32 protein-coding genes are annotated in these 25,607 nt (G+C 61.6%); 27 read left to right on the top strand and 5 right to left on the bottom strand.

Annotation, left to right across the window (positions count from 1 at the left end; genetic code table 11):
- Positions 1-47: 47 nt before the first annotated feature.
- From ACSQ8R_RS11250 to ACSQ8R_RS11200, 11 genes are read left to right on the top strand one after another with little or no spacing between them, the layout of a single operon-like run.
- Positions 48-1,736 carry a tape measure protein gene (locus tag ACSQ8R_RS11250; RefSeq protein ID WP_436253426.1) on the top strand — a complete coding sequence of 563 codons (1,689 nt, stop codon included), beginning with the start codon at positions 48-50 and terminating at the stop codon, positions 1,734-1,736.
- Positions 1,736-2,353, top strand: a complete 618-nt coding sequence (locus ACSQ8R_RS11245; RefSeq protein ID WP_436253425.1) for a phage baseplate protein — start codon at positions 1,736-1,738, stop codon at positions 2,351-2,353. Before ACSQ8R_RS11250 ends, ACSQ8R_RS11245 begins: the two co-directional genes overlap by 1 nt.
- Positions 2,350-2,670: a phage baseplate plug family protein gene (locus ACSQ8R_RS11240; RefSeq protein ID WP_436253424.1), complete on the top strand. Its 321-nt coding sequence runs from the start codon at positions 2,350-2,352 to the stop codon at positions 2,668-2,670. Before ACSQ8R_RS11245 ends, ACSQ8R_RS11240 begins: the two co-directional genes overlap by 4 nt.
- Positions 2,670-3,548, top strand: coding sequence for a phage protein (locus ACSQ8R_RS11235; protein ID WP_436253423.1), 879 nt, complete (start codon positions 2,670-2,672; stop codon positions 3,546-3,548). Before ACSQ8R_RS11240 ends, ACSQ8R_RS11235 begins: the two co-directional genes overlap by 1 nt.
- Complete coding sequence (locus tag ACSQ8R_RS11230) at positions 3,549-4,211, top strand: Gp138 family membrane-puncturing spike protein (protein ID WP_436253422.1); 663 nt, start codon at positions 3,549-3,551, stop codon at positions 4,209-4,211.
- Positions 4,208-4,570, top strand: a complete 363-nt coding sequence (locus tag ACSQ8R_RS11225) for a hypothetical protein (protein ID WP_436253421.1) — start codon at positions 4,208-4,210, stop codon at positions 4,568-4,570. Before ACSQ8R_RS11230 ends, ACSQ8R_RS11225 begins: the two co-directional genes overlap by 4 nt.
- Positions 4,570-5,457, top strand: a complete 888-nt coding sequence (locus ACSQ8R_RS11220; RefSeq protein ID WP_436253420.1) for a hypothetical protein — start codon at positions 4,570-4,572, stop codon at positions 5,455-5,457. Before ACSQ8R_RS11225 ends, ACSQ8R_RS11220 begins: the two co-directional genes overlap by 1 nt.
- Positions 5,458-6,258 (top strand): DUF2612 domain-containing protein, encoded by an 801-nt coding sequence (locus ACSQ8R_RS11215; protein ID WP_436253419.1) that lies wholly within the window; start codon positions 5,458-5,460, stop codon positions 6,256-6,258.
- A 15-nt stretch (positions 6,259-6,273) separates the two neighbouring features.
- The gene (locus tag ACSQ8R_RS11210; protein WP_436253418.1) at positions 6,274-7,218 is read left to right on the top strand and encodes a hypothetical protein; all 945 of its coding nucleotides are present in this window, start codon (positions 6,274-6,276) and stop codon (positions 7,216-7,218) included.
- Between the two features lie 4 nt (positions 7,219-7,222).
- Positions 7,223-7,987, top strand: a complete 765-nt coding sequence (locus ACSQ8R_RS11205) for a hypothetical protein (protein WP_436253417.1) — start codon at positions 7,223-7,225, stop codon at positions 7,985-7,987.
- A gap of 16 nt (positions 7,988-8,003) precedes the next feature.
- Positions 8,004-8,291: a hypothetical protein gene (locus tag ACSQ8R_RS11200; RefSeq protein ID WP_436253416.1), complete on the top strand. Its 288-nt coding sequence runs from the start codon at positions 8,004-8,006 to the stop codon at positions 8,289-8,291.
- Between the two features lie 10 nt (positions 8,292-8,301).
- Here the strand turns inward: ACSQ8R_RS11200 and ACSQ8R_RS11195 are convergent, their stop codons facing one another.
- On the bottom strand, positions 8,302-9,153 hold the full coding sequence (locus tag ACSQ8R_RS11195) for an NAD-dependent epimerase/dehydratase family protein (protein WP_436253415.1): 852 nt from the start codon (positions 9,151-9,153) through the stop codon (positions 8,302-8,304).
- Between the two features lie 83 nt (positions 9,154-9,236).
- Between ACSQ8R_RS11195 and ACSQ8R_RS11190 the strand changes: the two genes are divergently transcribed.
- Together ACSQ8R_RS11190 and ACSQ8R_RS11185 are read left to right on the top strand one after the other, a co-directional pair.
- Positions 9,237-9,737 carry a DUF7338 family protein gene (locus tag ACSQ8R_RS11190; RefSeq protein ID WP_436253414.1) on the top strand — a complete coding sequence of 167 codons (501 nt, stop codon included), beginning with the start codon at positions 9,237-9,239 and terminating at the stop codon, positions 9,735-9,737.
- Between the two features lie 23 nt (positions 9,738-9,760).
- A complete protein-coding gene (locus ACSQ8R_RS11185) occupies positions 9,761-10,924 on the top strand; it encodes an N-acetylmuramidase domain-containing protein (protein WP_436253413.1) in 1,164 nt (387 codons plus the stop codon).
- Positions 10,925-10,944: 20 nt separating this feature from the next.
- Here the strand turns inward: ACSQ8R_RS11185 and ACSQ8R_RS11180 are convergent, their stop codons facing one another.
- On the bottom strand, positions 10,945-11,109 hold the full coding sequence (locus ACSQ8R_RS11180) for a hypothetical protein (RefSeq protein ID WP_436253412.1): 165 nt from the start codon (positions 11,107-11,109) through the stop codon (positions 10,945-10,947).
- A gap of 195 nt (positions 11,110-11,304) precedes the next feature.
- Between ACSQ8R_RS11180 and ACSQ8R_RS11175 the strand changes: the two genes are divergently transcribed.
- Positions 11,305-11,757 (top strand): hypothetical protein, encoded by a 453-nt coding sequence (locus ACSQ8R_RS11175; protein WP_436253411.1) that lies wholly within the window; start codon positions 11,305-11,307, stop codon positions 11,755-11,757.
- Positions 11,741-12,070, top strand: coding sequence for a hypothetical protein (locus ACSQ8R_RS11170; RefSeq protein ID WP_436253410.1), 330 nt, complete (start codon positions 11,741-11,743; stop codon positions 12,068-12,070). Before ACSQ8R_RS11175 ends, ACSQ8R_RS11170 begins: the two co-directional genes overlap by 17 nt.
- A 92-nt stretch (positions 12,071-12,162) precedes the next feature.
- Here the strand turns inward: ACSQ8R_RS11170 and ACSQ8R_RS11165 are convergent, their stop codons facing one another.
- From ACSQ8R_RS11165 to rfbB, 3 genes are all read right to left on the bottom strand, one after another.
- On the bottom strand, positions 12,163-12,528 hold the full coding sequence (locus ACSQ8R_RS11165; RefSeq protein ID WP_436253409.1) for a thermonuclease family protein: 366 nt from the start codon (positions 12,526-12,528) through the stop codon (positions 12,163-12,165).
- A 195-nt stretch (positions 12,529-12,723) separates the two neighbouring features.
- Positions 12,724-12,966 carry a hypothetical protein gene (locus ACSQ8R_RS11160; protein ID WP_436253408.1) on the bottom strand — a complete coding sequence of 81 codons (243 nt, stop codon included), beginning with the start codon at positions 12,964-12,966 and terminating at the stop codon, positions 12,724-12,726.
- Positions 12,967-13,528: 562 nt separating this feature from the next.
- The gene (rfbB, locus tag ACSQ8R_RS11155) at positions 13,529-14,617 is read right to left on the bottom strand and encodes a dTDP-glucose 4,6-dehydratase (RefSeq protein ID WP_436253407.1); all 1,089 of its coding nucleotides are present in this window, start codon (positions 14,615-14,617) and stop codon (positions 13,529-13,531) included.
- A gap of 302 nt (positions 14,618-14,919) precedes the next feature.
- Between rfbB and ACSQ8R_RS11150 the strand changes: the two genes are divergently transcribed.
- The 12 genes from ACSQ8R_RS11150 to ACSQ8R_RS11095 all read left to right on the top strand — a co-directional run bounded on the left by ACSQ8R_RS11150 (position 14,920) and on the right by ACSQ8R_RS11095 (position 25,481).
- Positions 14,920-15,270 (top strand): ArsR/SmtB family transcription factor, encoded by a 351-nt coding sequence (locus ACSQ8R_RS11150; protein ID WP_436255445.1) that lies wholly within the window; start codon positions 14,920-14,922, stop codon positions 15,268-15,270.
- 104 nt (positions 15,271-15,374) lie between these two features.
- Positions 15,375-15,884: an arsenate reductase ArsC gene (locus ACSQ8R_RS11145; protein WP_436253406.1), complete on the top strand. Its 510-nt coding sequence runs from the start codon at positions 15,375-15,377 to the stop codon at positions 15,882-15,884.
- A complete protein-coding gene (locus ACSQ8R_RS11140) occupies positions 15,881-16,585 on the top strand; it encodes an aquaporin (protein ID WP_436253405.1) in 705 nt (234 codons plus the stop codon). The genes ACSQ8R_RS11145 and ACSQ8R_RS11140 overlap by 4 nt, the downstream gene beginning before the upstream one ends.
- 2 nt (positions 16,586-16,587) lie before the next feature.
- On the top strand, positions 16,588-17,013 hold the full coding sequence (gene arsC, locus ACSQ8R_RS11135; protein WP_436253404.1) for an arsenate reductase (glutaredoxin): 426 nt from the start codon (positions 16,588-16,590) through the stop codon (positions 17,011-17,013).
- Positions 16,991-17,716: an arsenical resistance protein ArsH gene (gene arsH / locus ACSQ8R_RS11130; RefSeq protein WP_436253403.1), complete on the top strand. Its 726-nt coding sequence runs from the start codon at positions 16,991-16,993 to the stop codon at positions 17,714-17,716. The genes arsC and arsH overlap by 23 nt, the downstream gene beginning before the upstream one ends.
- A gap of 62 nt (positions 17,717-17,778) precedes the next feature.
- Positions 17,779-18,099, top strand: a complete 321-nt coding sequence (locus ACSQ8R_RS11125; RefSeq protein ID WP_436253402.1) for an ArsR/SmtB family transcription factor — start codon at positions 17,779-17,781, stop codon at positions 18,097-18,099.
- A gap of 56 nt (positions 18,100-18,155) precedes the next feature.
- Entirely contained in the window at positions 18,156-19,550 is a 1,395-nt protein-coding gene (locus ACSQ8R_RS11120) for an NAD(P)-binding domain-containing protein (RefSeq protein ID WP_436253401.1), read from the top strand.
- Positions 19,550-20,773, top strand: a complete 1,224-nt coding sequence (arsK, locus tag ACSQ8R_RS11115; protein ID WP_436253400.1) for an arsenite efflux MFS transporter ArsK — start codon at positions 19,550-19,552, stop codon at positions 20,771-20,773. Before ACSQ8R_RS11120 ends, arsK begins: the two co-directional genes overlap by 1 nt.
- 130 nt (positions 20,774-20,903) lie before the next feature.
- Positions 20,904-21,968 (top strand): cytochrome c oxidase subunit II, encoded by a 1,065-nt coding sequence (coxB, locus tag ACSQ8R_RS11110; RefSeq protein WP_436253399.1) that lies wholly within the window; start codon positions 20,904-20,906, stop codon positions 21,966-21,968.
- Positions 21,965-24,481: a cytochrome c oxidase subunit I gene (gene ctaD, locus ACSQ8R_RS11105; protein WP_436253398.1), complete on the top strand. Its 2,517-nt coding sequence runs from the start codon at positions 21,965-21,967 to the stop codon at positions 24,479-24,481. The genes coxB and ctaD overlap by 4 nt, the downstream gene beginning before the upstream one ends.
- Positions 24,478-24,861: a hypothetical protein gene (locus ACSQ8R_RS11100; protein ID WP_436253397.1), complete on the top strand. Its 384-nt coding sequence runs from the start codon at positions 24,478-24,480 to the stop codon at positions 24,859-24,861. Before ctaD ends, ACSQ8R_RS11100 begins: the two co-directional genes overlap by 4 nt.
- Complete coding sequence (locus ACSQ8R_RS11095; RefSeq protein ID WP_436253396.1) at positions 24,858-25,481, top strand: cytochrome c oxidase assembly protein; 624 nt, start codon at positions 24,858-24,860, stop codon at positions 25,479-25,481. The genes ACSQ8R_RS11100 and ACSQ8R_RS11095 overlap by 4 nt, the downstream gene beginning before the upstream one ends.
- Positions 25,482-25,607: the final 126 nt, after the last annotated feature.

The raw sequence follows: 25,607 nt of genomic DNA, 5'->3' as shown, positions 1-25,607 counted from the left end.
TCGCTATTCGCGTGGAATGTGGCGGTGTTCGGAGAGGATTGCAATCCATGATCGTTGACGAACTGGTTGCCGTCCTCGGCTATGATGTGCGCGGTGAGGGCGAGCTACGCAAGTTCAATGCCGGGCTCGACAACGCCCAGCGTAAGGCCAGCGCGTTCGCCGCGAGCCTCATCCGCATCGGCGCGGTGGCAGGGGCGGCGGCGGCTGCAGGCATCGCGGCCCTGGGGCGGTCCGTCATCTCGACGTCGGCACAGTTCGAAGGCTATGCCGCCACCCTGGAGACTATCGAGGGAAGCAGCGAGAAGGCCCAGAAGTCCCTCGACTGGATCTCGGAATTCGCGAAGAAGACCCCATTCGAGGTGGCCGAGCTCACCGAAGCGTTCGTCCGGCTTCGCGCCTATGGCATGGACCCGACTTCGGGCCTGATGGAATCCCTTGGTGATGCATCGAGCGCCATGGGAAAGTCGCTCATGTCCGCGGTCGAAATGGTCGCCGATGCTTCCACGGGCGAATTCGAGCGGCTGAAGGAATTCGGCATCCGTGCCGAGCAGGCCGGGGATAAGGTCACCTTCAAGTGGAGCCAAAACGGTAAGGACCTGACGAAGACCGTCAAGAAGTCCGGTGCTGAAATCACCAAGTTCATCCAGGAGCAGTTCGGCCAGCGCTTCAATGGAGCGATGATCCGGCAGTCAAAGACCTGGAACGGCATGATGTCGAACCTCGGCGACAGCTGGGTCGATTTCCAGCGCCGCATTGGGGACTCGGGCTTCTTCCAGATCGTCAAGAACAAGCTTGGCGACCTGATCGACTTCATGGGCCGGATGGATGCCGACGGGTATCTCGACCGCTGGGCAACCTCGATCGGCCAGGCCATGGCGAAGACGCTCGACACCGCGATCTACTTCGGTGATCGGATGCGGCGGCATCTCAAGTTCCTGTCGGAGTTCTTCACGATCAACCCGACGGTATTCGCGGCCATCGCAACGGGCCTCGGTCTGATCGCAGCGGTGAAATTCCCCTTCATATCGTCGCTGCTGATCATCGAAGACCTGCTCTCGTGGGCCGAAGGCGGCGAAAGCGTCATCCGGAATTTTGCGAAGGCGCTGTCCGAACTGACCGGCATTGATGCAAAGTCGCTTGAGACGATCCTCGCCACCCTTGCGGGCGCCACGGCACTTGCTGCGGCTGCGGCAAGCCTCGGGCTATTCACGGCCGCCCTTAACCCGCTGACGGGTGCCCTGCTGGCGTTTGCGGCCGCGTTTGCCGGTGCAAAGGCTGGTCTCGACTATCTGGGCGTCGTGAAGGGCGATCTGGACAAGAAGGTTTCCGGCATCGTCGCGGTACCGAACCCGGCCGATCAGCCGGGCTATGTCGAAAGCGGCGGCTACGATGAAAACGGCAAGTTCATCTACATGGACGGGCCTTCCCGCCGCGTCGATCGCCCTGCAGAGAACCCTCAAGCCGGCTTTACCCAGGACGCTCTCGACTACAAGACCCTGCTAGAGAACCTGGAAGGCAACCGCATCCGCATGGAACAGTCGGGTGCGGCCAATGCCGTCGTGAACGACAACAAGCAGGACAATCGGCAGACCACGATCAACACCACCGTCAACCAGACCGTTCAGCAGGCCACGCAAGCGCCTGGTGCAGCGGCCAACGCGACGGCCGGCGCGGTCTCCGGGGCTGCGCAGAGCAATCTGCCACCCACGCGCACCGTCCAATCTGGGGCTTTCTGATGTCGGTTATCCTGTTTTCGACCGCCATCGGCCCGGTACCGATCGATTGCGTCATCTCCGAGCGCCCGACTGCCGAGCTGGAGATCACCGAAATCCCGATCGAGACCGGCGCCAAGATCACCGACCATGCGGTGGTCATGCCCAAGCGGGTGACGCTAGACATCGCCAATGAGGCGGCGGCCGCTTCATACAATGCCCTGGTGGCGTTTCAGGAAAGCCGGGTGCCGTTCACGCTGGTAACTGGCCTGGCGGTCTTCCCGAACATGCTCGTGAAGCGGATCGACGCCGAGCGGGACGCCATGTTCTCGAAGGTGCTCCGGGCGAAGGTTGATCTTCAGGAGATCATTATCGTGGGCACCGCCTACGCGGCTGACCCGGATGGCGACAGCGGCAGTGGAGAGCGAGGCAAGGCCGGCGGCCAGAAGAGCACCCGGGCCGCGCCACCGACGTCAGGGAAGGCCGGAGACGCCGCCACCGCCAACCGGGCAAGCCAGACGGTGCAGCGTGGCGATGCCGCGTTCTCGTCTGCGGGCCCTCGCGATCAATCGGTGTTGAGCTCCATGTTCGGGTCAAGCTCGACGCCTTCACCCGTTACCATGCCGAGCGGACCGCAATGAACGTCTTTCGGATCACCGACCACGCCGACCAGCAGTTCGGCACGATCATCAACGGCCGGCGGGTGACCGTTCGGCTCCGCTATAACCAGTCGAATGACCGCTGGAGCTTCGACCTCTCGATCGATGACCAGCCCGTTCTGCACGGCCGCCGGATCGTCACGGGTATCGACCTGCTGGCGCCCTTCAATCTGGGGCTCGGATTGATCGTTGCCGCCACAGTCACGCCCGGCGCGGCTCCGGATCGGGCCGCTTTGCCCGCTGGAGAGGTGCGGGTCTATCATCTGACCGATGCTGAGGCCGAGGCTCTGGCTGCCTGATGGATCAATATCTACGGAAGGTCAGAGCCACGTTCAACGGTGGGTTCATCGTCAACCCGGGCAGTTCGACCCTGGATCAGATCCGCATCGAGTTTTCAATCAGCAAGGGCATATCGAGTGCGCAGAACACTGCGGACATCACGATATTCAACCTTGAAGAAAGCCACCGGAATTCGATCGGCAAGGAGTTCGACAACATCACGCTCGAGGCGGGCTACATCCCACCGGGCGGCGACGGGAACGTTGGCATCATCTTCAAGGGCGCGGTTCGCGACGTGGAGCACCGGCGGGAAGGCCCGAACATCCTGACGACCATCTCTTGCGGCGATGGCGATCGGGCACTTCGCCGGGCAACGATCTCGAAGAGCTTTCCGGCGGGTACGCCGGTCAAGGACGTCGTCGAGGAAGTTTACAAGCAGATGGAGAAGGAAGGCGTCAGCCGCGGGGAATGGAAATTTCCCGAAGACATGCAGCCGACGTTCAAGCGACCCTATGCGGTATGCGGTTCCTGCACGCGAGAACTCGACACCATCGGGCGCGGCAAGGGCTTCTACTGGTCCAGCCAGAACGAGACGATCGAGATCGTGCCTGGCAACGGGTTCGTGGGCTCCGTTGCACTCATCACACCGGAGACGGGCATGATCGGCACGCCAGCCATCACCGACAACGGGGTGAGGGTGTCCGCGCTTCTGAACCCCGAGATCCGGCCGAACCGCCGGGTGCAGGTGAAAAGCCAAACGCTGGAAATGAACGCCGCCGATGGGATGTATCGGGTTTCCGAGGTGAATTTCTCCGGCAACAACATGGACGGCGAGTTCAAGGTCGATGTGAGCGGCGAGGCGATCCAGTCCGGCAAGGTCGATGAGGGGAAGAAGTAGATGCCAGGATACGTCGGCAAGCGGACCAACGCGGCGCAGGATGCCGTCGGCAAGTTCGCCGAGGACGAGCGCGATGCGATGTGGGGTCCAATCCCCGGCGTGACTGTCTCCGCCTGGAACGGCCGCACGGTCGATGTCAGGCCGCTCTATAAGCCGCGCCATAACGGGGTGCCTGTCGATATGCCGGTCCTGTTTGAGGTCCCGCTTGACCAGCCGATTTCAGGCAATGCCGGGATCACCATCCCCGTGCCTGTCGGGACACCGGTTATGCTGAGCCCCCAGATGCGGGCGCTGGATGAATTCGAAGAGGGAGGCGATGCGGCTCCCTACGACGCCCGGGCCTTTCACCTCTCGACCATGCGGGCCTCGCTCAGCGGCGGTGAAAGCCTTTCGCAGAACATTCCGAACATCGATCTGGAGAACACCCATATCCGGTTCGATGCCCAGGGTAACTTCGGCCTCAAGGGCAGCCCGGACGGCAAGATGAACTTGGTCGGCTCAGAGGGCGATGTCTACGAGCTGATCACGGAAGCGATCGACGCCACGCGGAACGGCTTCGAACTCCTCTCGACCGAGCCGGAACTGATCCACACGCCGGAATACGGTGACATCGCGGATCAGCTACAGGTGATCGTCAACAAGCTACAGGCGATGCAATTATGAGCGTTCGTTTCGGTCTCGCGATCGATCAGGCCAGCAATGACCTGTATCTGGCCGCTGACGGCAATCTCGCGGTGGTGACTGATGCACTGGCCGTCGGGCAGCACGCTCGCCAGCGGCTTCAGACGTTCGCCGGAGAGTGGTTCCTCGACACGACCTGCGGCGTTCCGTGGCTCGATGACATCCTCGGCCGCTCCTATGACCCGGCACTCGCGGAATCAGTGGTGAAGGCCGAGCTGCTGGGAACCGATGGGGTGGAAGAGATCACATCCTTCTCCGTCTCGTTCGATCGCGCCACCCGCGGGCTCGTGATCCGGTCGGTCAACGTCACAACCATGTTTGATGAGGAGGTCCAGATCTGATGACCGACTATGGCGTCCTCCCGACAGGCTTCTCCCGGAAGCCGTTGACAACCATCCTCGCCGAGATCGAGGCGGCGCTGATCACCGAGTTCGGGCCCGGCGTGATCCAGACGCCTCAGTCACCGCTTGGCCAGATCAACGGCCTGATGTCGGAGATCATCGCGAAGGAATGGGAGATGGCAGAGGACATCTATCAGTCCTACGATCCGGACCAGGCCGAAGGCATCCGGCTCGACACCCTGGGCAGTCTCCGCCTGCTTGGGCGGGGCACGGCGACCGATGAGCAGTTCCGTCTGGCAATCACCAACGCCGGACAGGCGCGCATCGACCTTCAGGACATCACCAGGGCCATCAGCGCGCTTCCCGGCGTCACCTACAGCCACGTCTGGGTGAACGACACCGGCGAAGTCGATGAGAATGGCATGCCGCCGGGTTCCATCTGTGTTGCCGTGACGGGCGGTGATGGCGAGGACATCGCTCAGGCAATCCGGCAGTACATCGTCCCGGGTGTTACCGTCTTCGGGACCGAGATCGTCGAGAGCGTGATCGACGGCTTTTGCCGGTCCTTTCGCATCCTTCGCCCGATCGAGGTCCCCGTCGAGCTCACCATCACTGTGCGCACCCGCCGCGATGCCCTCGGCTGCCCGCCGCCGGCAGCTTCCGCCATCAAGGCCGCCTTCCTCTCGGCAATCTTCCTCTTGAACGGGGAGAACGTCTCCTATTACCGCGTCCGCTCGGTGATCGAGAGCATGTTTTCGAATGTCGAGGTTGTCTCGATCGAGGGCGAGCGTGATGGGCTGCCCCAGGCCGAGAACCAGGATGTGGACATCGCCTTCATCGAGCGCGCGTCTCTCGCCTCGGCCGACGTCACCGTGACGGTGGCCTAAATGGCTTGCGTTGATACAGAGGAACTAGTCGAGGCCGGGATAAACCGGGTCCTGACGCAGTATCGAGAAAGCCCGAAGCTTCTCCACATGATCCGCACCTACATGCGGAAGGTGGCCGAGGTCCACGCGGCGATCTGCGACCTACCAAGCTATTTCGATCTGCGGACAGCGGTCGGTGATCAGCTTACGCTTGTGGGCAAGCGGATGGGCTTTCCTCGCTGCCACTGCGTTTGCGATGTGCAGCCGGTCTACGGCTTTGCATGCGAAGGTGTCCCCACCGTCCGCCCGATCATCGGCCCTTGCGAGGTCGGGTCGTGGGATGGGTGCGGCGAAGACGGCATTTCCGAAATCTGCATCGACGATGACGAGATGTACCGGAAGCTGCTGGTTGCCCGGTCCTACCAGATGCAGTCGATGTATAGCCTCGCGGATCTCACCGCGGCGCTGCAAACGATCTATGGGGAGCAGGCCGCTGTTCTGGACTCTGGTCATGGGCGGGTTGTCCTTGCGCCGTTCCGCGCCCTGACGGAGGCGGAAACATCGATCCTGCAGATCGTGCCCCGTGTTCTCCCCATCGCTCCGGGGATCGTCTCCCGCTGGCACTTTGGCACCTTTGTTGTGGCAGGGTTCGGAGAAGGGTGGGGCGGCCCTTGTGAAGATTGGGAGATGGACGGGCTCCCGATCGCGACAGAATCCGGCGACATCTTGGTCACCGAGGACGGCGAGGAAATCTGGACCGGCCCGCTTACCCGGGGCGGGGATTTGATGTGCGAGATTGATCTAAAACCCTATTCCTGCTGACAAGGACATCCTGAAATGGCCGACTTCTCCCCAGCCTGGGCTCACGATGGTGAGCGCCGGGTGCCGACTGCTGACGAAATCGAAACGGGCTTCGGCTGTGGCCCGTTCAGCCTCCCGCTCTGGAACTGGATGTTCTATGCGATCTGGTCCGAAGTAGGCGAGGTCATCACCCATGCCGGGCTGACCCCCGACAATGGCGACATGACGCAGCTGCGCCAAGCCATCCAGGAAATGATCGATGCCGCGACAGGTGGCGGCGATACATCGTCCTACCTGACCCTGCTGCAAGCCTCCTCGCGCCTCCCGATCTTCCCCGAAGTCCAGACCGTCACGGGCCACTTTACAGTCGTGTCACCAGGAACAGGTCAGGTTCGCGTGCCAGCGGGCGTTACGTTCCAGCATCGGGGCATCTCGCCCTATACGACGGTCCAGACCGATTTCGCGACCGACGCCAGCAAGACCTATCATCTGCGCTGGAACAAGACAGATGGCTTGACGCTCAAGGATCTGGCATCTGGGACCTATAACCCCGGCACGCTGCCCGAGACCGACGCCAGCTTCGACAGCACCTATGACAATATGCTCGTGGCCCGGGTGATCACCAATTCGAGCAACGTGCCAACGATTACCAACCTGGCCAACAAGATCGACCTATTCACAATGCAGGAAGACAGCGGCGCCGGCACGATCGTCACCGGGCCGGGGACGTCTGGCAATGACTGCGTTCAGTATGAGAAGTCATTCACACTCAATTGGGCGAGGACGCCTGTCATTCTTCCCTCTGGCTACGCTGGCCAATCTGGGGTTGGCGGTTCGGTTCCTGTCATCTCCGGATGGGCCAACCGGATAATGACGCAATCCGCGAGCCGGTACACCATCGCGGCAACGGTACAGAGCGACTATGCCGCAGCGGTGACACACAATCCCATCGGCGGCGTGAAAATCATGGCGAGGGCTTGATTGCATGGCTACCACGATTGAAGATCTTCCTCCGACAGCCATCCCAAGCCGAGAGCATGTCGTTCCGGCGATGAAAGACGGTATAACGGTCGGCATCACCGTCGCCCAAATGATGGGCCTGATCGATCCAGACGACGTGACGACCGGCATAGCAGCAGCCACGTCGGACAACACGTTCGCGGACACAGACCAGTTCGTGTACCTCGACGGCGGTGTCCTTAAGATCGGCACCTTCAGCGGCCTCATCAGCAGCCTTTTCGCCACCGGCCGGACGATTTCCAATGCACAGTTCGCAGCGGCATCGTTCAAACTCTTTAATGCCGCAGGCACGCCACGCGCGTTGCAGATCGTCACCACCGCGCTTACGGCCGATCGCACGGCTACGATGCCAGACCGCAACGTCAATCTGGGCAATGTGCCGCTGAGTGGAAGGTTCAAGAGTTCGCAACAGACGGTGACGCTGGGCGGGTCACTGACAATTCCGCACGGCCTTGGAGCGACCCCGGACATCAGTTCTATCTACGCCAGCGTAGTGAACACGTCCGGAGGAACGGCGAATGGTTACGCCGCAGGAATAGAGTTGCGCACCAAGACCGACAATGTCGGGACAGTAAGCGGCGCCGGCATCGAAGTGTGGGCGGACGCGACAAACATCTATGCCCGCATAGGTAACGCCGCGTTGGCGACGACTGTTAACGGCGGCACAGGCGCGGGCAACGAAAGCTTCTCGGTCGCCAATTGGAAAGTGTGCTTGGGCTGCCAACTTTAAATGAGGAGACATGTGAATGGCTACGCAACTTGATTTCTCACCTCTGCACCAGAGGTTCTTTGCCGTCCGGGAGGAAAGCCCAGGCATGTGGACATCGACGGTGAGTTATTCTCCGCTGGAGATCCAAGAGGTCTACACCAATGTCATGACCGGGATGTACGCCTATGCCATCCCGGACAATATCGTTGAGACCACGCCCGCCCGCGCGTCGTGGGATCTCTGGGATGTGGCGAACCAGGTCTGGATCGAGCGGGAATACCCGGAGAACTGGAACGGCCTAGTTGCCGGAGACCAATCATCCTAGCCGAGTGTGATCAGCCTCTGGCAAAACCAGGGGCCGTTCCTGCCTCACGGATCATCCTCATCCCGTCGTCCATGGTAATCTTCGGATCCGGAAGGCTTGCGGATGTCTCCGGGAAATACATCGGCCTGAACGATCCCTTCGCCGGGTCGATGATCACGCGGCCGCCCTTGCCGAAAGCCTCGTAGGCGGCGTTCGCGATGTCGCTTACGGTGACCGACTGTGGATTGGTGAAGTTCACGATGCCGGTTAATTCCAGGTCGTTGGCGGCAATCATCGCGGCGGCGGCTTCCTGGACGTGCAGGTAATTGCGGGGTGCGCCGTCCGCAGGAGGCATGGTCGTATCAACGCCGCTGGCAGCGTTCGTTACGATCACGCCGATCCACGGCTGATGGGCTTTGCACATGCCCTCCGTGTCGTAAAGCTGGGCGAGGCGGACACTGCAGAAGCGAAACATGCGTTTCGTCATCGCCCACGTGAAATAAAGTTCCGCAATACCCTTGGTCATTCCGTAGGATGATTGTCCGTCAGGCGTGACGGACGGGTCCGAAAGGACAGAGCCGGCGTAGATCAGGGTAGATGCGCCCAGGGATGTGGTCAGCGTCGTCACGGCCTGCGCGCTATCCCCGTTCGAGGCCATGTTGAGAACTACCCCTTGCTCGGAGTCATCGCCGAACGCGCAGGCGCAGTGATATACAACGTCCGCGGTGAGACCTCGCGTATCCGGCGCGCCTTCGGTCAGATCAAAGCGAATGTCGTCGTCCGAATGGCGGCCGATCGTGATGACGGTAATACCCGCGCTCTTGAGTTGCTTGGATAGCCCTCTACCGAGCATCGACCGTGGGCCAATGATTGCCGCCTTCATAAATCTCTCCAATTTCTTCTCGATCCCACTCAACGCGAGATTGGTGTCCGCACTTTAACCAGCGCCACCGAACAAGGAAGCCCATGTTCTGGAAAATTCTTCGGCTCGCACCGTTATCGGTCGCGATCTTCCTGCCGGCTGCCTTGCTGCTGTGGCTGGCAACGCTGCTCGCATTCATCTTCTCGCCGCTGATCGCCGCGGTCTCGATCGCCACTGGCAAGAACACCATCGGCGGCCCGCTGTCCTACCTCACCACCCACAACGCCACGCTCGACGGCGGGATTGACCAGGGCGTGGCCGGCTATGAGCCGAACCTGACCGGCTTCAAACTCTGGTGGCAGCGCACCTGCTGGGTCTGCCGGAACCCGGCTTACAAATTCGCGGCGCTGGTCCTCGGCTTCCCGACGGAAGGCTCGACGCTCGTGTTCGAGGCCGGGAGCAAGGACAAACCGTATTCCTACTGGTCCGTGGTCCAGTCCGCATCCGGCCGGCGATATTTCGGCTACCGCGGCGGCGGCACGTGGATCGGCTGGAACTACCGACCGTATGGCGGCTGGCACCAGCTGCAGGCAAAGCCTTTCTGAACTAACCCACAAGGACATCCCCCATGACCGAGTTCAACGGTTTCAAGGGCGCGGCCGTGCGCCTGGATGATATCGACATCCCCCGCATCGGCTCCGAGATCGGCGTGGGTGAAGACGAAATCCACGCATTTATGGAGGTCGAGGCGGCCGGTTCCGGTTTCGACAGCCAGGGGCGGCCGAAAATCTTGTTCGAGCCGCACGTCTTCTATCGCAACCTGTCCGGCAAGAAGCGGGACGAGGCGGTCAAGCAAGGGCTGGCCTATGCCAAATGGGGCGAGAAGCCTTATCCGAAGGACAGCTATCCGCGCCTCATGAAGGCGATGGCGATCGACGAGACCGCGGCGCTCAAGGCATCCTCCTGGGGATTAACGCAAATCCTCGCCGAAAACTGCAAAGGGGCCGGCTATGCCACGCCTCAGGCTATGGTGCTGGCCTTCATGGCGGACGAGGAGAATCATCTTGCCGCGACGGTCACCCTGCTCAAGCACATGGACATCGCGGACGATCTCAAGGCTCATGCCTGGGCGGTCGTGGCGCGCGTCTGGAATGGTCCTGGCTACCGCAAGAACAAGTACGATACGAAGATGGCGGCGGCCTATGCAAAGTGGGCCAAGATCAAGGATACCCCGTTCACTGCCGGCGCGGCGAAGGTTTCTGCCAATGTCATCGCGCCGGCCGGTAAAACCGATCGGACCACCGTCCGGGTCGTGCAGGAGCGACTGAAGGAACTCGGCTATACCGAAGTCGGCAACCCGGATGGCAAGATGGGCAAGCTGACGAAGACGGCGATCCTTGCCTTCCGCAATGAAAACGACCTCCCGGTGTCCGATATCATCGACGATGGTCTGCTGCAGGCACTCGACAACGCCAGTCCGCGAAACCTGCCGCGGAACGACGCGGAGCCCGCTACCGTCCGCCAGGCGGTCCCAGAGGTGCAATCCAACTTCCTAACGAAGATAGGGGCAGGTGGCCTTGCTGGCGGCCTTGGCGTCGGTTCCATCGGCGATCTCGCAAGCAAAGCGGATTCGGTTCGGGGCTGGATCAACCCGTGGAAGGAAATGTTCTCGGATATCCCAGGATGGGCATGGCTTGGCGGCGCGGCGCTGGTGTTGGTGGCGATCGCGCTGATCGCCCGCCGCGGTGAGATGAAGGGTATCGAGGCCTTTCAGGCAGGAGAGAGACGCTGATGTTCGGGCTTCTCGCGCTCCTACCCGATTGGGTCAAACTCCCTGCTGCCATGGTGATAGGTGGCGGCCTCATCTTCTATCCCGCCAAATGGGTAGGCCAGTCCGAAGGCAAGCAGATGGCTGCGACGGCTGCCCTTACCGCTTCCGTCAAAGTTCTCCGCGAAAGGAACGCGATCGATGATCAAGTCTCTGCTTCTGATGCCGCTGCTCTGTGTGGGGCTCTCGGGTTGTCCGAGCCAGACACTGCAGAGTGTGTGCGACGGCTGGGGGAGGCTGAACCCGAGCCTGGACACGTCGGTAACGATCCTGCGGAAGGACCGCCCTTTTGCCAACCAAGTGGCCGCCCATAACAAGTTCGGCGCTTCGAAGGGATGTTGGAAATGAATGACGGTTACATGGGCCCCGGAATCTGGATACGCATCCAGCACCGCTTCGGCCCGCGGATGATGGAATGGTTCATGGCCGGCCACATGGTCCTTTTCGGATGCATCCTGCTCCTACCCACCGAAACGTTCAACCAACCGGCATGGGCATCCTTCCGATACCTATTCCATTCTGAGCAGCTTCTCGGGTGGATTATGTTCTTCGTTGGCGTCCTGCGGATCGTGGGGCTGATCGTCAACGGCGCAAGGAAGAAGGTTACACCGCAGATCAGGCAGATATCCGCGGCGGTCGGCTGCGTTATCTGGGCAGGCATCACATACGGATTTACTTCCTCGGATGTCGTCTCGACATGGCTCGCCATTTATCCGCTCTTTGCGGTCGGCGAGCTGGTCAACATTCACCGTGCGGCGCACGACGAGGGAGAGATCAGGAATGGAACAACTCGGTAGCCTCCCTATGCCGGCGCTCATCACCTTCGGCGCCGTTCTGGCAGTCATATTCGGAGTTCGGTATTTCGGCCTCTGGCAGGGGCAGCAGCACGCCCCGGCATCATCGGCAGCATCGGCCCAGGTGGCGGCGGTCATTGTCGATCCAACGGCACTGAACAAGGCCACGGCCGCTCTTGAGGCCCACACAGCGGCGCTGCACAAGATCATCTTCGTCGGCGAGGAGATGAGCCGCCAGAGCGACCACCTCGCGGATGAGCTTGGACGGGTCCGGGAGGAGCTTCGCATCCAGCGCGAGATCCGCCGGCAGGCTTGATAGCCACTCGATTTCATGAGCATATTTGATCCGCACAATTCATGGCGGACCTAACGGCCTCCTCTGCCTTCACGGGCGGGGGAGGCCTTTTTTTATTTGCACCAGTCGTTCTTGTTTCCTGGCCGCCATTCGCGCGCCGTGCCGTCCTTCAACAGGATCTGGCCGACCTCGCGCCCGTCCGGGAGGTAGAGGTTCACCAGCGGGCGATCGAAGTCGTCCATGCCCTTTGCCTCCACCTTGATCGTTTTCCCATGGATGAGGTCGCTCAGGTGGCGCTTGGCGATCAGCGCCAGCCTGCGCTCCTTCTCGCACTTCGCATGACTGCCGATCTCCGGCGTGTCTATGCCCCGTACGTCAACGACACCCTGTCCGAGAAGGCGCATGTTCTGCCCGTCGCATTTCACGGTATCGCCGTCCACCGCGGTCAGAGACGCGCAGATGATGATCGCCCCTATCATTTCCTCACCTCAATTTCTGAGTTCCTGCGCACCTGCATTCCGCGGTAGGTTTCCGGCCTATGCTCCATGCAAAACCAGCCCGTCTTGGACTTGTCGCGCTCAAACCCGAATCCTCCCCACATTTTGCAACCGGGATGCTCGCACCAATGCTCGAAATGCACTGGCGCTGCGGGGTGGGGGCAGTGCGTTCGTCGCTCATTTCTTGTGTATCCTGGTGTTCGCAAGCATAGCATCCCAATAGTCCTCGACCTGTCTTGCCGCCTCGGCAGCCGTTGGAAGCCATCCGCTGTTCGGCATCATCATGGTGCGGCACCTCTCCGGCTTTCCACCTGCCCAACGCCACTTCCCGGCCTTCAGGGTCTGCTGGTCGAGATAGATTCTCCCGATATACGCATTCCCATCGTAGCCGACGTAGTCCTCGTGGGGCTTACCATCCAAGCCCGTTTCGCCTGGCCACGTCCGCACCCACCGGTATTTCTTCTGCCATTGCACGCGGAATCGCTCTCGTGTTCGAGACCTGCCGCATCGGTCGTGATTGATTGGTGTCCGCCGCCCTGGGACGAGGAGATAGATTCCGCAGATCGGGGAGGGCGTCAAGCGGTTAGCCGACACAATGAGAACATATGTGAACGCACTGACCTAACCTGAAACGTTAACCTATTGACGGTGCTGGACTCTGGGCACGCCCTCCGGGCCCACCATTTCCGTTTTCGGATGTTGTTTTCCATCGCTTTTGAGCGGTCGGGTCGCTTCATGGAAGTCGTTGATCGCTTTGGCATGTTCGCCTCCGGCTCAAGCGGCTGTACCCAAAGGTGGGTGAACTAGGCACCCTTGCAAGCGCGCCAGGCAGGCAGTCCCGGCACATCCGCAATGCGGAGTTTCCGGTACGCTTCAGAGGACAGCCTACCTGTCACAACTTTCTGGAATGACTTGTCATTCATAGACCTGGCGAAAATCTCCTCGTTTTGGTCCATGCGCTCAACGAAAAGAGCCTCACCAGCTAGCGAATCTGCCCCAGACGTTCCCGCTGGTATGTTCCAGCCTGAACGCGTTGGCACCAGTCGAGGTTGTCGAGATACCACTGCACGGTTTTCCGGATGCCGGTCTCGAAAGTCTCGGTCGGTTGCCAGCCCAACTCGCGCTGAATTTTGCTGGCATCGATGGCGTAGCGACGGTCGTGCCCCGGGCGATCCTGCACGTGTGTGATGAGCGCGCGGTATGTCTTCATCGATCGTCCGGCACCCGGAGGAGCCAAATCCTGCAGGACGTCGCAGAGGGTCTGTACCACCTCGATATTCTGCTTTTCGTTGTGGCCGCCAATGTTATAGGTCTCGCCGACCTTACCTTCGGTGACCACCTTGTACAGCGCACGCGCGTGGTCTTCGACGTATAGCCAGTCACGGATCTGATCGCCAGATCCGTAGACCGGCAAGGCTTTCCCCTCCAGCGCATTGAGGATCACCAAGGGAATCAGCTTTTCCGGGAAATGGTATGGACCGTAGTTGTTGGAGCAGTTGGTGACTACGACCGGCAGGCCATAGGTTCGCATCCAGGCGCGAACCAGGTGGTCGGAGCTGGCCTTGCTGGCCGAGTAAGGACTGCTGGGAGCGTAGGGGGTCGATTCTTTGAAGAGATGGAGTTCCGCATCGTCAGCATCAGCCGGGTGCGGCAGGTCGCCATAAACCTCGTCCGTGGAGACGTGATGAAAACGAAAAGCCTGCTTGCGCTGATCGGCCAACCCCTGCCAGTAGCTGCGAGCCACCTCCAGCAAGGCATAGGTGCCCAAGATATTGGTTTCGATAAAGGCTGCCGGACCGTCGATGGAGCGGTCCACGTGGCTCTCCGCCGCCAGGTGCATGATGCTATCGGGACGGTGTTGGGCAAATACCCGTCCCATCTCAGCGCGATTGCAGATATCGACCTGCTCGAACGCGTAGCGGTCCGAGCTATCGATATCCCGCAGATTTTCAAGGTTCCCGGCATAGGTCAGCTTGTCGACGTTGACCACAAGGTCGCCGGTATTCTGGATGATGTGACGAATAACCGCCGAACCGATAAAACCAGCTCCGCCGGTGACCAGAATTTTCATTCCCCTCGATGCTCCCGCTCAGCCGATGGCTTCATTCAGACACTGAACACGTATTCTCGCTGCTCAGCGCTCAAGTCAACCCGCAGCGGCAAGCGCACCAACCTATCGCGGTATTTCATCTTGGCGTCGCGTCCGCAGATCCACCGGCTGTAGCTCCTGGCGAAGATGTCTTGAGCATCCTTCTATCTTCCGTTCGGGAACTGCCGTACGCGTCCACGGCCATCTCACGATGCCTGAGCCTCTTGCAAATGTCGCCTTACCAGGGTATCTGTCGATTCAATATTTCAAGGATTATATGAATGTTGAATCAGCAGCAGGCCCTCGGAGCCTTTGGTGCCCTCTCGCAAGAGACGCGGCTGCACATCGTCCGGATGCTGGTCGTCGCCGGACCCGAAGGCATGGCCGCAGGTCTGATTGCCGAGCGGGCAGGGGTGTCGCCGTCCAATATCTCGTTTCATCTCAAGGAGCTCGAACACTCGGGCCTGGTTCTCCAGCAGCGTGAATCCCGTTCGATCATCTACAGGGCGAATATCGAGGTCCTCGGCGACCTGGTGCGCTTTCTGATGCAGGACTGCTGCGCGGGCCATCCGGAAATTTGTGCTCCCGCCGTAGAGGTTGCCGCCTGCTGCGCTCCCGCTGCGGTGACGGCATGACGGCTCGACGTCGCCGGTGCCATCGTCCTTGGCGGCCGGTCCGGAACATCTGAAGCGGAAAACAGAACAAACCAATCGAAACCACGTCACCAGGGACAAACGTCATGCCTGATCGCACCTACAACGTGCTTTTCCTCTGCACCGGGAACTCCGCCCGCTCCATTATCGCGGAGGCCATCCTGAACAGGCTCGGCCAGGGCAGGTTCAAGGCCTATTCGGCCGGCTCCCAGCCGAAAGGCGAGGTCCACCCTTACACGCTGCAGCTCTTGAAGACCCTGAACTACGACACCAGCTTCGCCCGCTCGAAGAACTGGGAGGAGTTCGCGGCTCCAGGCGCGCCGCAGATGGATTTCGTGTTTACCGTCTGTGACAACGCCGCCAACGAGGCGTGCCCGGTTTGGCCGGGACAGCCGATGACCGCCCACTGGGGCGTTCCCGATCCCGCCGCCGCCGAAGGGACCGAAGCCGAAAAGCACTTCGCTTTCGACGACACCTACAGGATGCTCAACAACCGCCTCTCCATCTTCACCAGCCTGCCGATGACAAGCCTCGACAAGCTGGCGCTGCAGAAACGACTGGACGAGATTGGTCGCAACTCCCAGAAGGCCGAATGAGCGTGGCAGTCGATCTTGGACGCCGTCTGGTCGCGGAGGCCCTCGGCACCGCGGTCCTCGTTGCAACCGTTGTCGGTTCGGGCATCATGGCGGATCGCCTGACCGACGACACGGCCATCTCCCTCCTGGGCAATACGATCCCGACCGGAGCAATCCTGTTCGTGCTGATCACGATCCTCGGCCCGATCTCGGGAGCGCACTTCAATCCCGCGGTGACAATGGTTTTCGCCGTGCGCGGGGAATTCAGGGTCTCCGCGGTCATGCCTTACATCCTGGCGCAGATAGCGGGCGGCGTGTCCGGAACGATGGTCGCTCATGCGATGTTCGGCCTTTCGCTGCTCCAGACGTCCGGAACGATCCGTACGGGGTCGGCTCAGTGGATCGCGGAGTCGGTTGCGACTTTCGGCCTGCTGCTCACCATTCTCGGCGGCTTGCGCTTCAGGGTCGATGCGATCCCTCTGCTGGTGGGCCTCTATATCACGGCGGCCTACTGGTTCACCGCATCGACATCCTTCGCCAATCCAGCGGTCGCCATTGCACGGAGCATCACCGACACCTTCTCCGGCATTCGCCCAGCCGACCTGCCGGGCTTCATCGCTGTCCAAATCCTCGGGGCGCTCGTCGCCGCCGCTTTGGCCGGATGGCTGTTTTCCGAACGAGGCGGCAAAGTTCGCCCTATTACCGCTCAAGGAGCCGATTGATCATGGACGTCACCATTTATCACAATCCCGCCTGCGGGACCTCCCGAAACACGCTGGAGCTGATCCAGCATGCAGGCATTGAGCCAACGGTGATCGAATATCTGAAAACCCCGCCGACCCGCGCGCAACTCGTCAGGATGATTGCCGATGCCGGGCTGACCGTACGCCAGGCGATCCGCGAAAAGGGCACGCCCTATGCGGAGCTTGGCCTCGACAATCCGGAGCTGACCGACGAGGAGCTTCTCGACGCGATGCTGAAGGACCCGATCCTGATCAACCGCCCGTTCGTCGTCACCCCGATGGGTACGCGCCTGTCGCGGCCGTCCGAGCTGGTGCTGGATGTCCTGCCTGCGGACGCGTTCAAGGGGCCGTTCACAAAGGAAGACGGCGAACGCGTTCTCGACGATGAAGGAAAGCGTATTGCCTGAAACTTTTCCTGCCGCATCGCCCGACCATTTCCGCATGCCCGATCGTGATGCGCTGCGTCCTGCATTCTCGCAGCATAAACCGCGCATCCTGATCCTCTACGGCTCCTTGCGCGAGGTGTCCTACAGCCGATTTCTCGCTCATGAGGCGCGGCGTCTTCTGGAGCATTTCGGATGCGAGGTCCGGGTATACGACCCGGGAGGCCTGCCGCTTCCGGACGAAGCACCTGTCAGCCACCCCAAGGTCCAGGAACTGCGGGAGCTATCGCAGTGGTCGGAGGGCCAGGTCTGGGTCAGTCCGGAGCGCCACGGCGCGATGACCGGGATCATGAAGGCGCAGATCGACTGGATTCCCCTGGCTCTCGGTTCGATCCGGCCGACGCAGGGAAAGGCGCTCGCGGTGATGGAAGTCTCTGGCGGGAGCCAGTCCTTCAACGCCGTGAATCAGATGCGCATCCTGGGACGATGGATGCGGATGATCACCATTCCGAACCAGAGCAGCGTCGCCAAGGCCTACCAGGAGTTCGACGCCGATGGACGGATGAAGCCGTCCTCCTACTACGACCGTGTCGTGGATGTCTGTGAGGAACTGGTCAAGTTCACCCTGTTGACGAGGGATGCGTCCGACTACCTCACCGACCGCTACAGCGAGCGGAAGGAAGATGCCGAAAAACTTCAAGACAGGGTCAAGCTCAAATCAATCTGACATATTTCGATGATTGTGGAAATAGCCTTGACCACTCCAGCTTTCACCGCTATCTTATTTCCATGATCATCGAAAAAGCAGCCTCGCAGCTCGAAGCCCTTGGCAACGTCACCCGCCTCAAGATTTACCGTGTTCTGGTTCGCGCCGGCGAGGAGGGGCTTCCCGTCGGCCGGCTTCAGGAAAAGCTGGATATCCCGGGATCGACGCTTTCGCACCATCTGAAGCGTCTGGTCGATACGGGGCTGGTCGTTCAGGACCGGCAGGCGACGACGCTCATCTGTACCGCGAACTACAAGCACATGAATGCACTCATCGGCTATCTCGCCGATGAATGCTGCGCCGACCAGGGATGCGACGGGCCGGCGACCAGGATCGTCGCCTGACCGCATTTTTTTACATTCTAATTTCGAAATTTCCGGAAATACCGATGGAGATCAAAATGAAGTCGAATGACGCCTTTCCCGTTGCGGTGATCGGTGCAGGTCCGGTCGGGCTGGCGGCGGCGGCGAGGCTGCTTGAAGCCGGCATGGTGCCGATCGTTCTTGAGCGGGGAGTTTCTGTCGGGACGGCGCTGGCGGAATGGGGGCATGTCAGGGTGTTCTCGCCATGGAAATACAATATCGATGACGCCGCGCGGCGGCTGCTCGAGAGCAACGGCTGGGCTGCTCCTTCGCCCGACTACCTGCCGACCGGGCGCGAGATCGTCGATGATTACCTGTTGCCTCTGTCGCGCGTTCCGGCCATCGGGCAGGCGATAAAACTCGGCGCGACCGTCACGGCCATTGCCCGCCGGGGGCTGGACAAGGTTTCTTCCCGGGAGCGCTTCGACGCGCCGTTCGCAATCCGATATCAGGACAAGGACGGCGAACATGAGATCATCGCGCGGGCGGTGATCGATGCCTCCGGCACATGGACGCAACCGAACCCAATGGGCGTAAACGGCATTCCGGTCCTCGGCGAGAGCGCAGGCGGGCGGGTTTCCTACGGCATCCCGGACGTTTTCGGGAAGAGGCGCTCGGACTTCGTGGGCAAGCGTACGCTGGTGGTGGGAAGCGGCCATTCGGCAATCAACGTCGCCCTTGCGTTGCTGGAGCTTCAGCAGGCCGATCCGTTTACCGAAATCCACTGGGCGCTTCGCAATCACGGCGTCGCCAGGCTGCTGGGCGGTGGTTTGAACGACCAGCTTCCGGAACGGGGCGCTCTCGGCCTTGCTGCGAAGAAGGCCATGGACGAGGGAAAGCTCAGGATGCTCACGTCCTTCTCGGCAAGCGGGATCGCGAGGAGAGATGACAAGGTCGTGGTGACCGCAGCCGCCGATGGGGAGGGGATCGAACTTGAGCTGGATCAGGTCGTCGTCGCCACCGGGTTCCGTCCGGATTTCTCGTTCCTGAGGGAGTTGCGGCTGAGCGTCGATCCGGCTGTCGAGGCGCCGCCGGCACTGGCTCCTCTTATCGACCCCAACCGTCATTCCTGCGGCACCGTCCCCCCGCATGGGGTCGATGAACTGTCGCATCCGGAGAAGGACTTCTACATCGTGGGATCGAAGTCTTACGGTCGGGCGCCGACCTTCCTGATGAGGACGGGCTATGAGCAGGTGCGATCTGTCGTCGCGGAACTGGCTGGTGATCATGCGGCGGCGCGACGTGTCGAACTCGTGCTTCCCGAGACAGGCGTCTGCGTCGCTACTCCACCGATTTCGGCATCGTCAGGGTGTTGTGAAGGTCCGGCCCCTGCTAGGGTAGATGCATGCTGCGCCGCTGACGCCGAAGCTAAATCTGAAGGCAAGGCTGGCTGCGGTTGCGGCCAGACAAAGGTCGAGATCGAGCGCGCATAATGTCCAGCGAACAGAAGTTGCCCCTCTGGGCCCTGATGGGTCTGGGAGCTTCGCAGAACATCGGCTACGGCACGCTTTATTATGCCTTCAGCATTCTGGTTCCGGAGATCGCTCGCGACATCGGGCGGTCGGAACAGTGGGTGTTCGGCGCGTTTTCGATCGCACTCCTGTTCGGCAGCCTCGCCGCTCCGTTTTCGGGTACCCTTGCCGACCGGATCGGCGCGGGACGCCTGATGGCCATAGGGTCGCTGCTGGCCGCCTCCTGCCTGGTGATGATGTCCGTGTCGTCGGGGCCGCTGACCTTTGCCGTTTCCCTCGCGTTGACGGAGGTTGTTTCCGCCGCGGTGCTCTACGCGACGGCCTTTACCGCCATCGTGCAGGCGGGAGGGAAGAAGGCCCAGACCTCGATCGTTCACCTGACACTGATGGCCGGGTTCGCGTCGTCGATGTTCTGGCCGCTGACCTCGTGGATGCACGGCTTCCTGTCATGGCGGGAAGTCTACCTGGTCTTCGCGGCGATGAACCTGGCCGTCTGCTTTCCCGTCCACCTCGCCCTGGCCCGTCTGACCACCAGTGCCGTGTCGGCGTCCAAGGCCAATCCTACGGCGGCGGCACCCGTCCGGGCGGTAGCAAACAGGAGCCTGCTGTTCTTCCTGATGCTCTTCGGCTTTGCCATAGAAGGATATGCATTGTCCGCCATCCTCGTTCACATGGTCCCGCTGACCCAGGCGCTGGGCATGGGAACCGCGGGCCTCGTCGTCGCCTCGCTGTTCGGTCCTTCGCAGGTCGCCAGCCGCCTGATCAACCTGATCTTCGGCCGCGAGCTGCCGCAGAGGTGGCTGGCGGTGATCGCCACAACGCTGATCCCGTTCGGCCTGACGATCCTCATGTGGACGACGCCGTCCGTCCCTGGTGCTATCCTGTTCGCTGTCTGCTTCGGACTTGGTTCCGGATTGACAAGCATCGTGAGCGGAACGTTGCCGCTGGAGCTGTTCGGGAAGGCTGGATACGGCAGCCGCATGGGCTGGGTAACGTCGGCCAAGCAGATGATGTCGGCCGTCGCTCCGCTCGCGATGTCGATCTCGCTGGCGGGGATCGGCGTGGTACCATCGATCTGGTCGACTGTGGCGATCGGGACGGTTGCGGCCCTGGCATTTCTGGGCGTTGCCATGACAGTCCAGCTGGGTGCTCGCGCGTCTATTTCGGAGGCCCCGAGTCGATGATTCCCCGCCCTGCGCCGGGGGCCGGGGATTGCGGTTGGATCCGTTTCTTTTTGCTCGGAACAAAGCCATCGGTCGTGCGTTGCGGCCCAATGTCTGGCTGACAGCCGATGGCGCGATGGGTGCTTGCCGAATGGATGATGACCGCTTGACCGGCGCTGGCCGGCCAATCCGATCAGGACGAGACATCGGGCGTGACGGGGGTTCTGGCAGCTATCGGCCGGCAGTCCGGGTAATCACGTTCTTCCTTCTCTTTCCGCTCCTGGCGTCGTGTTCCGGTGTCCAGTCGGCACTTGATCCGGCCGGCCGCGAGGCGCGCGATGTCGCGAGCCTCTTTTTCGTCATGCTGGTTGGCGGCGCGATTATCTGGGCGGGTGTCGTCGGACTGCTTTTCCACGCGGCGCGCAAGCGCAGACACTACTCGGAAAAGGGGGCGGGGCGGCTGATCCTCTGGGGAGGGGCTGTTTTCCCGACGGTGATCCTCGCAGCCCTGCTTTCCTATGCCGTGTGGCTGATGCCCAACGTCCGGCCCTGGTTCAGCGAGGATGTGGGTATACGGCGCGTCGAGGTCACGGGCGAGCAGTTCTGGTGGCGGGTGCGCTATCTCGACGACGCCGGCGCGGTCGTCTTTGAAACGGCCAATGAGGTGCGGGTACCAACCGGAGAGCGCGTCGTCTTTTTGCTGAAATCCCCCGACGTCATCCATTCCTTCTGGATACCCGTCCTCGGCGGCAAGATGGACATGATACCCGGTCGCGAGAACCGCCTGACGCTGCAGGCGGAAAAGCCCGGCATCTATCGGGGCGTCTGCGCCGAATTCTGCGGTGCAAGTCACGCGCTGATGGCCTTTACCGTGCATGCCATGGAGGCGGAGGCATACGAGGCATGGGTGGTTGCGCGCCGCAACGCGTCCGGCGGGCAGGATGCCGAGGGATTGGCGCTCTTCCTGCGCCACGGCTGCGCCGCCTGCCATGCCATTTCGGGCACGGAGGCGAGAGGGACGATCGGTCCCGATCTGACCGCCTTCGGCGAGCGGGGTTCTGTCGGAGCGGGCGCGCTTGCCAATGTGCAGGAGCATGTCGCCCGCTTCATACGCGATCCAGGCAAGGTCAAGCCGGAGGCACGCATGCCACATTTCTCCATGCTGGAAGAGGCTGAGATCGACCGGATAGCTGCCTACCTGAAAGGGCTCAGATGACGATGGAGCTCGGTAATTTTTCGCCGGAGGAGCGGGCGGCGCAGGAGGAACGGCTCCGCAAGGTATGGGAGACGCCGAAAGGCATCCGTTACTGGACATCGGTCAACAATAGCGAGATCGGGCTGTGGTATGGCGTCACCGCCTTTGCCTTCATGCTGTTCGCCGGCCTGCTGGGGCTCTTGATGCGCCTGCAACTGGCGGTGCCGCAGAACGACTTCATCTCCGCGGAACTCTTCAACCAGGCCTTCACGCTGCATGGCACGGTGATGATGTTCCTGTTCGCTGTACCGATCTTCGAAGCCGTCGCGATCTTCCTGCTGCCGTCGATGCTGGGCGCCCGGGAGCTGCCTTTCCCGCGGCTGTCCGCCTTCGGCTTCTGGAGCTTCCTCATCGGCGGCGTCTTCGTTTGCGGGTCGATCTTCTTCAACGCCGCGCCGAACGCGGGCTGGTTCATGTATCCGCCGCTTGCGACCGACGACGAATATGCGGGGATCGGCGCGGATATCTGGCTGCTCGGCCTGTCCTTCATCGAGGTGGCGTCGATCGCCGCCGCCGTCGAGATCATCGTCGGCATCATGAAGTGCCGGGCACCGGGCATGCGCATCAACCTGATGCCGATGTTCGCCTGGTACCTCTTGATCGTCGCCGGCATGATCCTGTTCGCCTTTCCGCCGCTGATCGCCGGTGACATCCTGTTCGAGATGGAGCGGATGTTCGACTGGCCGTTCTTCGATGCGACGCGCGGCGGCGATCCGCTTTTATGGCAGCACCTGTTCTGGATCTTCGGCCATCCGGAAGTCTACATCATCTTCCTGCCCGCCATCGCGCTGATGGCGATGATCGTGCCGACCTTCTCGCAGCGGCCGATCGTCGGTTATTCGTGGATCGTGCTCGCCGCCGTCGGCACGGGGTTCCTCAGCTTCGGGCTCTGGGTGCACCACATGTTCGCGACTGGCCTGCCGCAGATCTCGCTCGCCTTCTTCTCGGCTGCGTCGGAGGCGGTCGCCATCCCGACGGGGGTGCAGATCTTCGTATTCATCGCCACCATGCTTGCAGGCCGGGTGATCTTTTCGGTGCCGATGCTGTTCGGGGCAGGCGGGCTGATCATCTTCGTGATCGGCGGGCTGACGGGCGTGATGGTGGCGCTCGTCCCGTTCGACTGGCAGGCACACGATACCTATTTCGTCGTCGCTCACCTTCACTACGTGCTGATCGGCGGCATGCTGTTTCCGGTCGTCGCCGGCATCTATTACTATTTTCCGTTCGTGACCGGAAAGAAGCTCAGCGATGCCTGGGGCAAGACCGCTTTCTGGCTGATGTTTGCCGGTTTCAACCTCGCCTTCTTCCCCATGCATTTCTCCGGCCTGCGCGGAATGCCTCGGCGTGTCTTCACCTATCCGGAAGATATCGGCTGGGATTGGTTCAACCTCATCTCGACCATCGGTGCTTTCGTCTTCGCGGCCGGGGTCGCGACCTTCGTCATCGACATTTTTCGTCCGAAACAGAAACCTGAAGGGCGCCATCTCAACCCCTGGAATTCCGGCACGCTCGAATGGACAAACGATCCGTCGGAAAGCTGGGGCATGCGCTCGGTGCCGATCATCACCAGCCGCTATCCGCTCTGGGATCAGCCGAACCTGCAGGCGGATATCGAGGCCGGGCGCTTCTATCTGCCGGATGCCAAATCGGGGAAGCGCGAGACGCTGGTGACCTCGGTTCTGGATGCGAAACCGATCCAGTGCCTGCGCGTGGGGGGCGTATCGTACGTGACGATCATCGCAGCGATCGCGCTCGGTGGCGTGTTCATCGCGCTGACCTTCAAGTTGTGGATCACCACGATCGTCTTCGCGGTCGTTACCTTCATGGCCATCATCCACTGGCTCTGGAACGGAACTGCGCCGATCCCGGAGGCACCGGAGACCGATGTCGGGCTAGGCGAGAAGCTGCCGGTCTATGTCTCCGGCCCGGCCTCGGTCGGATGGTGGGCGATGTTCATCACCATGGTCGGCGACGGCACGGCGTTCGCCAGCCTGATCTTCGGCTATTTCTTCTACTGGACGATCCATGGCGACTTCACCACGATCGCCAACGGGCCGGGCGTCCTGTGGCCGATGGCAGCACTGGTGCTCTACGTCGTCGCGTGGACGCTGACGCTTCTGGCGCGCGAACTCAACGAGAATGGGCCAGCGGGTGCGCGCGCGGCACTCGCGGCGGCCTTCGCCATTTCGATCGCGGCCTCGTTTGCGGGCCTTGCCGGGCCGTATCTCTACGGCATGGACCCGACCTCCCATGTCTATCCGGCCATCGTCTGGATTGTCGTTATCTGGACGGTGACGCACGGCATGGTCGGCGCGATCATGCATGCCTATTGTCTCGCGCGCAGCATGGCCGGCCGGATGACTTCGGAATACGACCAGGATATCCGCAACGTCACGCTTTACTGGCACTTCATGGTCTTCACCGCCGTCGTCACCTTCGCGGTCATCGGCCTGTTTCCACTGGTGAGCACATGAAGAGCTTCATTCCGCGCGAGGTGGAAACCCTCTGGACCCTGTTCACCGCCCCGACGGTCTGGGCGGTGCATTTCATCGTCTGTTACGCGACGGTGGCGGTCTTCTGCGCCAAGGGCCTCGCCTCGGAGATATCGTTCGATACGGTGCGGATCGGGCTCGGCGTGGTGACGGCGCTGGCGCTGGCGATGATCGTGCTGTCGGCCTGGCTTGCGTGGCGGCAATGGGGTTTCGGCTCCGACGATCCGCCGCACGACGACGCGACCCGCAACGCGCGGACATTGTTCCAGGGATTCGCGACGCTGCTGCTGTCAGGCCTGAGCTTCGTCGCGGTCCTCTACATGGCCATTCCGATGATCTTCATCGCGGGGTGCCAGCCATGAAGAGGCCGGCACTGATCACCGGGCTTGCGCTGCTGTTGGTCCTGTGGACCGTGCTCACGCTTGCCGACAGGGCGTCCTTCACCGTGCACATGATTGCCCATATGGGCGTCGTGGCGGGTGCGGCGCCGTTGATTGCAATCGGTCTTTCCGGAACGCGCCTCGATTTTCCGTCCACGCTGCCTTGGCTTACGCCGCTCACAGCCTCGCTGATCGAACTGTTCGCCGTGTGGAGCTGGCATGTTCCCGCCCTCCGGTCGCTATCGGAAACCTCGCCCCCCGTTGCGATGCTGGAGCAGCTCATCTTTCTCGGCGCAGGTCTCGCTCTCTGGCTTTCCTGCCTCGGCGGTGCGGCGACGGGCCGGGAGGAGCGGCGGCTTGTCGGCACGTTCGGTCTGCTCTTTACCTCCATGCACATGACGCTCCTCGGCGCGCTTTTGGCGCTTTCGCCGCGTACGCTCTACGGTGATGGCGAAGTCAGTTGCCTCGGCGTGACCCTGTCCTCCGCGGTGGACCAGCAGGCGGGTGGAGTGGTCATGCTTCTGGTGGGCGCCGCGGTCTATTTGGCAGGTGGCGTGGCGCTGTTGGCGCGAACCTTGAACGCGCCGCTGCCGGATCGGTGAGTCGGCAGCCCAAAGAGAGACGTCCTTCCGCCCAGCGGATGGGCGGGTAGCGGTCGATATCGCCGTGTGCATGACGCAGATCGGCGCGATCTCCCCAGCTATTCGCCGCAGCTGCGGCCCTCCTGC

Source organism: Neorhizobium sp. LjRoot104 (assembly GCF_964253725.1).
In the GTDB taxonomy this organism is placed as follows: domain Bacteria; phylum Pseudomonadota; class Alphaproteobacteria; order Rhizobiales; family Rhizobiaceae; genus Neorhizobium.
The sequence above is the reverse complement of the archived record's forward strand: the minus strand, read 5'-3'. Positions and strand labels throughout refer to the sequence as shown.